Annotated in this window: 12 protein-coding genes and 2 pseudogenes; 9 read left to right on the forward strand and 5 right to left on the reverse strand. The window is 62.4% G+C overall.

Annotated elements, in window-relative coordinates; all coding sequences use genetic code 11:
- Positions 1-63 precede the first annotated feature (63 nt).
- From NP4_RS06960 to NP4_RS06975, 4 genes are all read left to right on the forward strand, one after another.
- A complete protein-coding gene (locus NP4_RS06960; RefSeq protein ID WP_255285487.1) occupies positions 64-369 on the forward strand; it encodes a transposase in 306 nt (101 codons plus the stop codon).
- Between the two features lie 46 nt (positions 370-415).
- Positions 416-1,753, forward strand: a complete 1,338-nt coding sequence (locus NP4_RS06965; RefSeq protein WP_067993586.1) for a recombinase family protein — start codon at positions 416-418, stop codon at positions 1,751-1,753.
- 901 nt (positions 1,754-2,654) lie between these two features.
- The gene (gene uppS / locus NP4_RS06970) at positions 2,655-3,452 is read left to right on the forward strand and encodes a polyprenyl diphosphate synthase (RefSeq protein ID WP_211335809.1); all 798 of its coding nucleotides are present in this window, start codon (positions 2,655-2,657) and stop codon (positions 3,450-3,452) included.
- Positions 3,453-3,506: 54 nt separating this feature from the next.
- Complete coding sequence (locus NP4_RS06975) at positions 3,507-4,553, forward strand: terpene synthase family protein (protein WP_114755536.1); 1,047 nt, start codon at positions 3,507-3,509, stop codon at positions 4,551-4,553.
- A 676-nt stretch (positions 4,554-5,229) separates the two neighbouring features.
- Here the strand turns inward: NP4_RS06975 and NP4_RS42445 are convergent.
- The 3 genes and pseudogenes from NP4_RS42445 to NP4_RS06985 all read right to left on the reverse strand — a co-directional run.
- Positions 5,230-5,364: pseudogene (locus tag NP4_RS42445) on the reverse strand (reverse transcriptase N-terminal domain-containing protein); the annotation flags it as partial.
- 494 nt (positions 5,365-5,858) lie between these two features.
- A complete protein-coding gene (locus NP4_RS06980) occupies positions 5,859-6,818 on the reverse strand; it encodes a terpene synthase family protein (protein WP_147287887.1) in 960 nt (319 codons plus the stop codon).
- A gap of 51 nt (positions 6,819-6,869) precedes the next feature.
- Positions 6,870-7,907, reverse strand: coding sequence for a polyprenyl synthetase family protein (locus NP4_RS06985; protein ID WP_114755537.1), 1,038 nt, complete (start codon positions 7,905-7,907; stop codon positions 6,870-6,872).
- A gap of 130 nt (positions 7,908-8,037) precedes the next feature.
- Here NP4_RS06985 and NP4_RS43305 point away from each other — a divergent pair, with 130 nt between their 5' ends.
- Positions 8,038-8,265, forward strand: coding sequence for a trypsin-like serine protease (locus NP4_RS43305; protein WP_281277648.1), 228 nt, complete (start codon positions 8,038-8,040; stop codon positions 8,263-8,265).
- Between the two features lie 766 nt (positions 8,266-9,031).
- On the opposite strand, the gene NP4_RS43310 is transcribed toward NP4_RS43305, so the two are convergent.
- A complete protein-coding gene (locus tag NP4_RS43310; protein WP_373863810.1) occupies positions 9,032-9,160 on the reverse strand; it encodes a hypothetical protein in 129 nt (42 codons plus the stop codon).
- Here NP4_RS43310 and NP4_RS43315 point away from each other — a divergent pair, their 5' ends adjacent.
- Positions 9,161-9,319, forward strand: coding sequence for a hypothetical protein (locus tag NP4_RS43315; RefSeq protein WP_373863812.1), 159 nt, complete (start codon positions 9,161-9,163; stop codon positions 9,317-9,319).
- Between the two features lie 396 nt (positions 9,320-9,715).
- Here NP4_RS43315 and NP4_RS41555 read toward each other — a convergent pair whose 3' ends face one another.
- Positions 9,716-9,982: a hypothetical protein gene (locus tag NP4_RS41555; protein ID WP_169813679.1), complete on the reverse strand. Its 267-nt coding sequence runs from the start codon at positions 9,980-9,982 to the stop codon at positions 9,716-9,718.
- A gap of 865 nt (positions 9,983-10,847) precedes the next feature.
- On the opposite strand from NP4_RS41555, the gene NP4_RS07005 reads away from it, so the two are divergent.
- The 3 genes and pseudogenes from NP4_RS07005 to NP4_RS07015 all read left to right on the forward strand — a co-directional run.
- The gene (locus NP4_RS07005) at positions 10,848-11,366 is read left to right on the forward strand and encodes a polyprenyl synthetase family protein (RefSeq protein ID WP_067993606.1); all 519 of its coding nucleotides are present in this window, start codon (positions 10,848-10,850) and stop codon (positions 11,364-11,366) included.
- Between the two features lie 162 nt (positions 11,367-11,528).
- Complete coding sequence (locus NP4_RS07010; RefSeq protein WP_067993609.1) at positions 11,529-11,714, forward strand: hypothetical protein; 186 nt, start codon at positions 11,529-11,531, stop codon at positions 11,712-11,714.
- A 933-nt stretch (positions 11,715-12,647) separates the two neighbouring features.
- Positions 12,648-12,896 (forward strand): annotated as a pseudogene (locus tag NP4_RS07015) (hypothetical protein); the annotation flags it as partial.

Genomic DNA, 12,896 nt, shown 5'->3' on the forward strand with positions numbered 1-12,896 from the left:
GATCTGCTCGACCAGATCGGCTCCTTCCGCTCGCCGCGCCCACGCCACGCTTCGATCGAACAGCTGCGGTTCGATCACTGCGACAACTTCTCCCCGCACAAGCGCCGCGAGGTGCTCGACTGGTGCGCAGGCAACGACGTTGAGCTGGTGTTCCTGCCCACCTATTCCAGCTGGTTGAACTGGATCGAGTCCGAGTTCACCGCACTGCGATACTTCGCCCTCAACGGCACCGACCACCGCAGCCACGGCGAACAAGACGACGCCATCGGCGCCTACATCCGCTGGCGCAACCAGCACGCCCAACCCAAACGCGACTTCGCCGTCGACTCGAAGATTCGGCTACCGGATTACCTACCGTACGTAGCTTGACGCGGCACTAGGCGGTCGATTCGACCCGCAGAACACCGCCCACACCATGATGATGAACATGCTCGGCGGCATGAGCCAGTCCGAGCGTCAGCACGTCCAGCAGCGCACCCGGGCCGCCATGGGCGCCCAGGTTCTCAATGAGGGTCGCCATCAGGGCGGCCGGGCGCCCTACGGCTACACCGCCATCGACGGAGCACCGCATCCGAACCCCAGCCGAGCCGCCGCGGGCCTCAAGCTTCGAATTCTCGTCATGGACGAACAAGCCGCCGCCGTGGTGCAACGCATCTTTCGCACGTACATTGCGGGGACCGGCCTCAAGGCCATCGCCAACATGCTCAACCACGAGGGCATCCCCTGCCCATCAGCACACCGGCCGGAACAGAACACCCACCGATCCGGCGACGGCTGGCAAATGACCACAGTCGCCGCCATTCTGGACAACCCCCGATACACCGGGTACGCAGTGTCCGGCCGGGCAACCAAACACGAAGAGCTCGTAGACCCCGACGACGTAGCCGCCGGCCACATCGTGCGCTTCCGACGCTCCTCCCCCGACCGAATCATCCGATCACGCAGGCCCGCGCACCCGTCCATCGTGTCCGTCGCCACCTTCACCGAAGCCCAACTGGTTCGCCGCCGTCGCGCAGCGTCCGGCAACCGGGCGCGGACTCGCCTCGAACGCACACGCTTGAACACCGGCCCACGCGTGTATGAGCTGCGAGGCCGGATCCGTTGCGACATCTGCGACCGCAAAATGCAAGGCGAAACCCCGAACGGCGGCGTGTACTACAGATGCGTCGCCCGAACCCTCCCACCCGGAAGTCCGGCACACGCCGACCACCCGAAAACCGTGAACTTGCGGGAAGCGCTCCTCACCCACCCGCTCAACGCCTGGATCGCCGAACGCTTCAGCCCGCACCACAGGTCCCAGACCATCGAGACCCTCGTTGCCTCACAAACCGACGACGACAATGACATTCGCCGCCAAATCCTACGCCGCCGACTCAACGACGCCGAGACCAAACTGGATCGACATCGCACCGCCCTCGAGGCAGGCGTCGATCCAGCCGTACTCGTCGACGCGATCAACGCCGCCCAAGCGGAAAAGGCCGCAGCCCAAGGAGAATTGGACCAGATGCCGCACGTCATCAAGCTCTCGGCACTCGAGTTCGAGAAGCTGATCGACTCCTTCGGCGACATCGCCGCCGTCCTCGACGCAGGCACTCCGTACGACCGAGCCGCCCTGGACGCAGCGCTGAATCTGGAGATCCGCTACCGGCCGCGCGAGCAAGTCGCGGCAGTCAGCGTGCGTGTGGTTAATACTGGTGTCCGGAGGGGGACACATACTTCAACCACACAGATCGACGTGCGGAAATGTGCGTAATCGGTATTCGCGCACACGATGCACCGGCGCAGTCCCTGTCGATCAATCCCTCACCTACCGCCCTCCTCATTCCGGCGGCGAGCTCACCGGCTCCTCCCGCCAGCGCCACGGCCTCCGCCCCCATCAAGCGGAGAATCTCCCCACCGACGACAGATCGAGCGCACCGATCCACCGACAAGCAAACACCCTGCTCGGCGTGTCGACACACCGACAGGACCGCAAGTTTCGACACCGAAGCAACAGCTCAGCAAACCCGCCGACCATCCAGCATTACCGCAACCACAACTACGGAGCCCCGGCCGATCAGCCCGCATGTGTACTTCTGGCGTCGCGGGCGGAAAGTTCCTGTTCGCCGGTCGTGTGATCACCGGCGGCGCGTCGTGCGGGACTGGGCGGATGAGGGTCACAAGGTCAACAAGATAGCGAACAACAGCGGTACATCATGTCAACGCGTGAGGTAGCTGGAGAACGTGTCTTACCGAGATGCGATCAGTCGGTACGCCTGTCCGCTGCTTGCGTGGATGTTCGTGCGTGACGGCCCGCGCGGCAATGCATTGCGCGGTCCTTGTCGTTGGCATGTCTGGCGAGCGGTTCTTCGGCACCTTGAACCGGTTCCGCGTCATTTACAACACTGTCCGGCCGCATCCGATGCTCGGTGACCCCCCGCTGGGCTGAGGGCATTTGATCGGCTTCTGGCTAAGCCCGAGCCTCAGACAGCGGGCGATCATTCATGTTGACGTTTCGGCACTGTAAAGACTGGCCGGTTCCCAGGCAGCCGGGCTCAGGACCGTTCCAAGAGCGCTATGCGGCGGGTGCATACTCTCTATGCGTTGCGTGCGCTTCCCAATGTGGGTCGGTTAGTGGACGCTGAAATAGGCTCGATGGACCCTCGGCAGCCTTATTGAGCTACGACGTGTTTTATTTCAGCTCCAGGCTCACCGGGCTTCGAGCGAGCGGACTGGCTTCGCGGGAAGGTGCGGCGACCATGTTTGCATCGGGGTGTCGAATTGAGCGCAACTTGCCTCAGCATATCGGCGTGATCCTTGACGGCAACCGGCGCTGGGCCGAGCGCCACGGTGTGTCGCTCACGAACGCGTATATGCGGGGAGCCGTGCGGGTCGGTGAGTTAGTGAGCCTGTGCGAGGAGGCGCGGATTCCGGTCGTCACGGTATTTGCTTTATCTCGAGACAACATGAAACGCGACCCCGTCGCCATCGGTAACATCCTTGCCGCATTGGCCGTGGGGCTAAGCAAAATCGCTGCAACAGGCCGATGGCACGTCCGCCCCATAGGTGATCTGGGCTTTCTCCCCTCTGCTCAGACCAGCCAGCTGCGGATCATTACGGATCGCACATCTGATCGGTCCTGGGGGACGCTCAACGTCGCTATCGCCTACGACGGGCGAGCCGATATTGTGGAAGCCGTACAAAAGCTGATTCAAGACCGAAACCCCGAAATGCCGTCCGCAGCGGCCGTAAGCGAGGCGGACTTAGACCGCCACCTGTCGACAGCCGGGCAACCCGACATCGATCTCGTCATCCGTACTTCGGGCGAGCATCGTTTGTCCGGGTTCATGCCCTGGCAGGCCGCCTACGCCGAGTATTACGTCACTACCACGGCTTGGCCGGATTTCTCCGCTGCGGTTTTCGCGGACGCGCTCAACTGGTACTGCGCGCGCGAGCGGCGTTTCGGCAGCTGATCTTGTCGCGATCGTATCCGCTCTCCGCCAACAATGTCATCGAAAGGTTGCGCCATGGATGTAGAACTGCCGCCGATGGATGTGGAATTTCCTGCTATCTATTGCCCATTTCCCTTCAAGGTTCACCCCAGCGTCGAGAGAATTACACAGGAGAGCCTCGCGTGGGCGGACCAAGTGGGGATCTATCCGTCGGAGCGCTATCGGCAAATGTTTCATCGTGCGCGATTCTCGTGGTGGCATGGCGTGATCACACCGGATGCCGACGAGGAGCGAATACTCCCATTCGCGAAATTTCTCTTACTGCAGGGCAGCATTCCGGAGGCCTGGTCTCCGCATTGGGCAGGGCATCCGGGGAAACTCGCAGACTTTGTTGCGCGCGTAGGCTATACGCTCGAAGTGCCGAATGCCAAAGTTTTGACGAATTTCCCGCACCTGATGCGAGGATGGGAAGAGGTGGTCTCACAGCTGCAGAAACTCGCCACGCCTAATCAATATCGACGATGGTTAGAATGCGTACTGTCGGACCTGAATAGTCTTGTGCGGGAAAATTGGATCATCGCAGAGAAAAAGGTCCTCGATGTCAACGAATATTTGCCATTGCGGATGCGAACTATGCAGATGACGCCTTACTTCTTCTCGAACGATATCGTCTACGGAAGAGATGTACCCGATTATTTGTTCGATCACCCGGCCGTTCGCGCTTTACACCAGCTGGTGCTGGTGCATCTTGGCGTGCGCAACGACGCTCGGGACTACAGACGCGACGCGTCCGAGGGGCAGTGCAACGTCATCCCCTGTCTCATGCGCGACACTGGCTGCTCGGAGACCGAGGCAATAGCCCGCACAGTAGGCATTTTGGATACAGTTATGTATCGCTGTGTTCAACTCCATCGCAGAATGGAGAAGGGCAAGATGCCGGACGCCATGCGCGAACATCTCGCGGACGTGCTTGGCTTTACCAGGGCGACGATCGCATACGAACAGCACGTACGACACGGCTGGTACCAATACCACGGTGACATGAGCCAGGAATTCGCCGGATCTCCGTCTTCCGTTGATCCTCTTCCCTATTCGTCAGTTGCTTGGTGCTGGAACGTCTGAGCATGTCGCAGTACCAAGCCCGGCGCTGACTGGCTCGACGCGGTGTGGCTGATGCCGGGTTCGATCTGTCCCGGAACTCTATTCGCGGCACACATGACCATTACGCGCGAAATGGACTTCCTTCGGCAAGCCGGGCGTCTGCAATATTGAGTGCAGCTACGGAGATCGACCAATAGAGGCATCACCGCAGGCCATACGCATTCGAGCAGACCGGATTTGCTGGACCTGCGCGACCATGTCCACCAGCAGTGGTTGACGGCGGGCACCCAGATGACGCAATCGACCGCGGTTTTCATCCACGGGTTCGGGTGCATAACCCCGCAATTACGGGGTCGACCGTGCGATCAACACCGCGTCCTTCTCGTCGGTCTTGTCCATGGTGGGATCTTCGGCGCGGCGCGACCAGGCGGTCATCACCGGTTGCACGCACGAACGACCTTCCGCGGTCGGCGAATACTGAACCCGAGGAAATCGAAGCCGCCGTCGAGCTCGACATACACGATGCGGTCCATGAGCACCGGACTTCCGAGCGGTCGCCGTTACCGTTGGCCTTCGGGATATACACCCGCCGGACCGGCACCGGTTGCCACGACGACCGTGAACGATGCACGCGCACCGCCACGTCCGCGCGGGCTTCGCCGGAAAGTGCGGTTTCTCCGTCGATTTCGGCCGTCCGGCGCCCTGCATCGCGCTGGGTCACCTGCCGGACACACAGCAGTGTGTTCGACCAGGAGCCCAGCATCAGTTTCTGCAAAGGCCGGGCCTTCGCCCAGTCACTGTTCCGCGTCGCCTGAAAGATCCTGCGCCGCAACCTCGCTACGTTCTACTCATGGACACGCCAATCGATGGCGTCCCGCACCAGCCCGTCCTCGGGTCCGTTCACCGTGACGGTGTCCAACTTGCCCCTTCGGTTCGCGACGTTCCTCGAGCACCAGCACTTTCAAGGCTCACCAGCCCACGTCAGCGCTCTTTCGAGCCCAGCCACCAGGACTTGGTATCCGACCGGTTCCCACGGCCACCACCGGAGCAGCAGTCACCGGCCAGTGAGCCCCGTCGACTTTCGGCCATCGGCATTTGCCTCCTAGGCTTCCTGTTCCCGCCGAGGGGTTGCGCCCCTCTCACGATCGAGGTCCATCGCTTCCGTGCCATTTACAACACCATCCGACCGCATCAGGCGCTCGGCGACCGGACACCCGTCACGGCCTACACGGAGCACAACCAGCGGAAAGCGGGAGAGTAAGCGATAGGTCGACATTTCGACAGTTGCCGAATCTATTCGGGTGGAGCGTTTCCCCACCCAAGCCCTCAGAATAGATTGCCAAAAGAATAGCGCGTAGTCTCGTAACACCAATCCAAATTTCCGCGCATCCAATCTTCCATCCCCTCGATGAGCAAAGGTAAGTCATGCACATACCGGTCTGGAATGCCTACCGACTGCGGACTTGACAAGCACTGCTCTTTCCCGTTGATGAAATGTTCCACGACACTTTCGACTCTAGCCTTTATCTGGCCCGCCGCAGCGCGACGAGTGCCGCCCTGGCTTCGCTCGATAATCAGAATGGTGTTGTGGATGTCACCCATCGGCTCCTCGCGCCACAGTGACGCGAGGTCGTTGACCAAGTCGATGACGTCGCAGGTGTCGTTCCGCAGCCCTGCGATCACGGGAAGATGGTGTATGTACTCCGGTAGCTCGAAGCGCCTGAATCGTTCGACCAGATCCAGGCACACCTGGACCGCGCCACATGACCGGTGAAGCGCGATGCCTTCCTCCAGCGACGGCATCATTCCATAGGCACGATTGACAGTCTCTTGCACGTAGCCACGCAAGTGCTGTTCCCAATGGTAGTCATTTCGCCGTCGCCAGGCAGGTGACATCCCGTCCCGAATCCCTGCCAGAACGTCGTTGAAGCATCGGACGATCGGATCGTCGGAGACTTCTGCATCTCGTAGAACGGCGAGGAGATCTTCTATTTTTCGCACTGTGCTTTCGACATTGAATCCGGTTTCACCGTCGAATTGATCGTCATTGAACAGGAAGAAGGTCATGACCAGAGCCGACAAGTCCATATCTGAGGCAACTGCTGTAGGCCACGCGCGAGCACTCAGGTTGGCTACCAGGACCTTGTCGAACTGTTCGAGAATCTCCGGAGAGCAGACCAGCCTGTGGTCCACAGCGTATTTCAAAGAAAATTGATGTCCGGCCTTCAAGTCCGGACTGACACGCCCCGGAAACACAATTCCAAAATCCTCATAGACATTGGTCATATATCTGCCCTCCTCTGGTTACACGTGATGCGCCGTGCTCGATATTGCCGTTCACCGGTTTCTCAGTCGTGCAAGATCCGCCAGTGTCGACAGGTCCGCAGGTAGGGGAAGATCGGGTGGTAACGCTGCCAGCGCGATCCGCAGGCAGTGGTCGGCGTACTGCAGCGCGCCCTCACGCCCCCCGGCGGCTGCTACCAGCGACGCGGCGTGCGCGGCGGTCTGCGGTGAGATCGGCGTGCGCGATCGGTAGAGCCGGGCCAGTTCCGACGCGGCGGCGGTGTTCTCGTTCAATGCGATGACTACGGGTAGGGATTGCTTGCGGCGGACCAGGTCGGCACCGACCGGCTTACCCGTTACCGCCGGGTCGCCCCAGATGCCGAGGACGTCGTCGGCAATCTGAAACGCCACGCCGACTTGGCGGCCGAATACCTCGAGTGCGGTGACGGTTTCCGGGTCCGCTGCCGCGCACTCCGCGCCGAGCACGCAGGCGCAACCCATCAACTCGGCGGTCTTGCTGGTCGCCATCGCCACGTAATCATCCACGGTGATCGTGTCGCGGGTCTCGAAGGCCAGGTCGTCGCATTGGCCTTGGCAGATTTCCACCGCAGTGGACGCCAGACGGGCAACAGCTCGGGCGGCGAGCGGGTTCGGTAGCCCGTCAGTCAGGACACGGATCGCGGCGGCATGTAACGCATCACCTAGGCAGATCGCTTCCGACATCCCCCACGCCGACCAGACCGCGGGCCGTCCCCGGCGCATTTGGTCACCGTCCATCACATCGTCGTGGATGAGGGTGAAGTTGTGGAGCAGTTCGATCGCCACCGCGGCCGGTGTCACCACCGCGGCGCGCGCGCCCACAGCGCGCGCCGCGGCGAACACCAGCGCGGCCCGCAACCCTTTCCCTGAACCCTCGCGTACCGCAGACCCGTTGGCATCACACCAACCGCAGTGATAGCGCGCCATCCCACGCAACGGCTCCGGCAACCCATCGACCGATTCCCGCATAGCCGGTTCCCATAACCACCGCGCCCGACACAGCAGCATCTGGCCTTCGCCGGCGACAACATCTGTCGCATTTTCCACCATCATGCCGCCCTCTCAGGCTGGTCGATAGGCGACCTCATTGTCCCGAATCGACCAGCCTGAGAGGGCGACCCAGCACGCATAGCCGGTATGTGCCCAACGCATACACAGGTGCAGGCACGGCTGTTGTGCGGGGCTGGACTACCCGGGACAGATCACCAACAACATGTTCTGCGGCGCCCCCTTGCTGAACAACGGCGGTAAGGGTTTCTGCAACGGCGACGAGGGCGGTCCCGTCGGCCGTAACAGCGACAGCGTGCTACTCGGGCTGTCGAGCTGGCTTACAGGTTGCGCGCGGGCCGGACTCCCGGACGTCTTCACCCGCATCGGCGCAATCCGCGGCTGGATCGACCGAATCATATAAATCACAGCCCGACTGGGCCTCGGCTGACGCAGCCGAGGCCCAGTCCTATATCTCCGATGCGATCATCCCGGCCGAACTTCCTCGGCAGGATCAGGCCCCAGCCAGGGTCTACACTCTATTTTCCTCGAATGCCAACGACTGCACCGCATTTCGGCAGACATTCGAGACCCGACCGTCTGCTCTGTCTGCGGTCCGGAACCGGCGGCGCGATCCCTCGGCCTGCCGCCACCGTGGGCTCGTCTGCTTCGGCCAGTCGACTTGCTGCATGGCATGGCCGCCGTCCGCGCGGAGGCCGCAGCAGCCCTGTCACGAGACCAGGCCGCATAAGCAACCCTCCACATCTCATCGATGCGCCAGTCCGCCGCACTCAGAAGCGGTGGTCGATCGTGTCGTGTGCCGCAGGGGCGGCATACGACGCCGTCGTTGTCGCGGGCCAGACTTGCGCCGCACCTCGAGCAGGTCCGTGATTCGACGGTTGCCGTGGGTGTTCGCCGTTCCAGTTGCGCCGCGACAGTACTCGCCGCAGGTGCGCCCGCTGAATGTAAGATCGAACAAAGCCCCAGCGCGCAATGCTTCATCCGCACATGCACGTCCGGTTGGTTGATTTCTCAATGATAAGCAGAATGTCTTGTTTCAAGCTAGAAAAGACCGAGTGCACGTGGCGCTTATGCGGCTGGTACATAATTACGACAGGAGCGCTGGGGCTATGGTTGAAGCCGGTAAGCCGACCGGTGTTCGGTTCGGACGTTCGCGGTCTACGAGTTGATCAAGTTGGAGTAGCCGCTGCGCTTTCCGTCTTCACTACCGCTTCCGCCTTCACCTCCACCGACGAGATCATCCGCCGTGCCAGCGCGGCCATCTGCCCGTCGGCAGTTTCGAGCAGCACGGTGATCACCTGCCGCTGATGACCGACACACTGATCGCATGCGAGATTGCGAGCCCGGGGATTGGCAGAGGAGAACCGGGCGCCGGGAAAATCGGTGGCCTTCTTCGCGAAGAAGCACTGGTGATAGCGAAAATGCCCACAAGTAATTTGGTGTCCGCCGTTCTGTAGGTTGCATCGAGGAGGTGCTGGATAACCGCTGGGCTGAATCGTTCAATAGCAACCTGATGAACGAACGCGTCAATCGCACCGAATCCCCGACCCGGAAGAATGCGAGGGAGGTCATCGTCAGCTATATCAAGTTGCGATACAACCAGATTCGGCCCGATCTCGTCGTCCTGCTGAAGGTGCCGGTCACCGGCGACGAGCTTCGCGAGCGCCAGGCCGCCGACCGAGTCGGTGAAGGCGCGGATCGTGGCGCCGAACGGGTTGCTGCTGGGCTGGCGAGTAGCGTGCACTGAAAGATCCAGTGTCTGCAGGTATTTGATGGTCGCGGCGACGACGGCGGTCTTTCCGACCCCGCCCGGCCCGTCGACGGTCACGAGCAGCCCAGGCCAATTCGCTCGACTACCGGCCGCGGTGTCCGGAGGCGGCGCGGTCATTTGGCACCCCGGCTGCGGCGCGGTCGCCGCCGCGGGCGGGGAGAAGACACTTGCTGCCCGCAACGCCGCTGTCGGCGATCACCACCACTGCGTGCGGGGTCACCACCGATCGGCCATGAGCTGCCGCCGCGGCATCGACGCTGCTCGCCTGCGCATGCGCCACCCGTTCCCCGACCTGAATCAGCTCGTACAGTTCACCGTTACCTAGCACTCTGCGCTGCTGGTCGGCCACCGCGCGCACCGCGGCCCCCTCGCGGCAGCGGCACTGAAACCCAACCCCTCGCCGCAGGAAGCGTGCCGCGCAGCAACACCTCGAACGCGCCCTGATCGACCCCCAACGACACAGCGCCGCGACAACTGCAGCGGTCGCGCTCGAGTCCGCCGCCACCGTGTCCGGCGTGCACACGAATCGCATTCCGGCAAGGTTGCTCGCCGTTCACGAATAGTGCGCCGCACACGCAGACGTCGTCGATTGCGTCGACCAGCATGCGGCCGCGGAAACCGTCAGTTCAGACAAAGGGAGTGCGATCGCCGGCAACCCGTAAACGACGGTGTGTTCACCGATCGGAATGACCTTACCGTGGCACCGGCCGATGCCGACCGCGCGACCCGCTATCGGCTCCGTGAAATACATTGCACCACCGTCCAATACAGTCGGGATCGATCTCAGCCTCGCGCCCCGCGACATGCAGCGGAACAGGACTCAACGCATGAAACCCATTCAGCTCACGCATATCCTGAGCAGCTGACGATCCCTGCTGGTGTATGCGTGCCAGGCATAGCCGTCATGCGCGCAGCGGTGTTCCGCAGCCGTGGCCGACCCGCCATTCTCGAAGCGGCATTCATCGCGCTGTACCGACCCGATCGTCGCGACGATCGGGCATCGGGCACCCACGCCAGGAACACCCACTGACGACGCAGGTCGAGCCGAGGAGGATCTGGGTCCGATGACCGACACCACCACTGCCGCAAACGAAGCCACCGCGATACTCGCCACGCCCGACAACTGTGCGAACCGGAGCTGCGCACTGCCGTATGCTCCTTGCCCGATCCATTGGCCCGGATGGCGGCCTACCACTTCGGCTGGAGCGACACCCATGGCTCGCCCACTCAGGCCGGATGGGGCAAGGGCCTGCACGCAGGGCCTCACCCTCGCCGCCGCCACCGCATGCGGAGCCGAACCTGCGGTCGCGATACCGGCGGCGATCGCGACCGAACTGATCCACGCCGGCCGCCTCCGCTGCGGCCGTGCCACCGCACGGAGCGTGTGGGGAATTCGCGAGGCGATCTGCCTCGGCGACGCCTTACACACCCTGGCGATTCACGTGCTGGTAGCCCAGCTACCCAACACGGTCACCACACCCGCAGTGGCCCGATTGGAAACCGTCGTCACCGAGCTATGCCGGGGACAATGCGAGGACAGCGCCTTCGAAACAAGCCACGCGGTGAGCGTGCAGGACTACCTGGCGATGGTGATGGGCAAGACCGGCGCTCTGATCGGCTGTGCCTGCGCGCTGGGCGGGTTGTGTGCCAGGACGGACACCACGAGCGTCGCAGCCCTCGAAACCTTCGGGCACGAACTAAGTCTGGTCTGTCTGTTAGCTCCGGAGTTTTAGAGTGTATACCCCGGGGGCTCAAGTGAATAGCCCGCTGTGAATCGTCACGGTAAGGGACCTGCTTCGTCTGGCGTAGCCGATCACGCCGCCGAACTACGCCTGGCGCTACACCGCATGCAGTTCCCGGATGGCTCGGAATAGTTGCAATTCTGTTCGGGCGGAGTGGGTTTCGGTGGCGATGGCATACCGAGCGACGTCGAGGGCGCGGTCGGACTGATGGGCCTGGACGAATGCGACTGCGAGCAGTGCCAGCACGACGCCTTGACCGAAGCCTTCACCACCGGCATCGACACACGCGAACACGCAGCGGCCATCTGGAGCGAGTTCCGGCTCGACGAGTCGGTGTAAGCAGTCGTGGCACTATCTACGAGGTGACGCTCGCGTCTTTGGAACTGCCGCGGCGACTAACGCTCGAGCAGGGATGGGAAGCGTTCCACGCGGGCCCTCCGCCTGTCGGAGCGGTGATCATGAACATCGATGGTGTGATCGTCGCACTGAACGCAGCAGGTTCAACGATGCGACCCGACCACTGGCTTGCGAGATGAACTTCTCCGCGCTATTTTGATCTTCTCCCCGAATCTCGGGTGTCCCGGTAACTGCAGCTGCGGAGCCGGATAAAGGCCGAACGGCATTTCAAATTTCCGATTTCAGCAATGCGTCTCGAGCTGTGCTCGCCTGCTGCCAATCGGTGCCGATCGGTACGCCAGCGACGATGGTGAAGCCTATCCAACACTTAGGTTTCGCCGGCGTGCGCTGATGCGAGGAGGTGGCGATGGACGCACTCTCTCGGCCCGGCAGCAGCGATGAGACATTTGGCGATAGACCGAAATTCGCCCCCGTATCGAGGCTTGCTCATGCCCGGTCGGCCGAACCGCGCGACGTGGTCGGCGGCGCCTTGAGTGAACGACTCGAGCGCCTGTACGACGAGGAAATCGACGGCTTGATCCGGATGCGCCGGCTGGTGCGACAGCAGCGAAGGACCCGAATCCGGACGATGCGTGAATGGCGTGACGTGGGCGTGCGTCAGCACCGACCGCGTGAATGCTCTCCGCCGACATCTCCCTGATTCCGTATGCCCATCACCGCCATTCGAGAACCCTTAACCACAGATCTGCGCGGCCACGAGTCCACCGTGCGAGCTGGGAGTAGATCCTGTTTCCTGTGGCGCGTACATACCAGCGGGACATACGGGTTTGACCTATCGCCTTCGCAAGACACGTCGTGGATCTCGCACGCGCGTTGACATGATGTACCGCTGTTGTTCGCTATCTTGTTGACCTTGTGAACCTCATCCAGGCGGCCCGGCACGACGGGCCCACGGCGACAGCACGGCCCTCGCCCACCGCCTTTCCGCACGCCACTGTGCGCGCACAGGTGCGGGTCCGGCTCGACCGGGCGGTGCGGTGTGCCGCCGATCTGGTCACGTTCGACAACCTCGTGGACAGTCGCGAACATCTGGCGTTGGTGCTGCCGCCGCGCTCCGGCTCGCCCGCGGGCGTGCCCTGGGTGCGGGTGCACAGTGAATGCCTG

It is taken from the genome of Nocardia pseudobrasiliensis NBRC 108224 (assembly GCF_001613105.1).
GTDB lineage: Bacteria > Actinomycetota > Actinomycetes > Mycobacteriales > Mycobacteriaceae > Nocardia > Nocardia pseudobrasiliensis.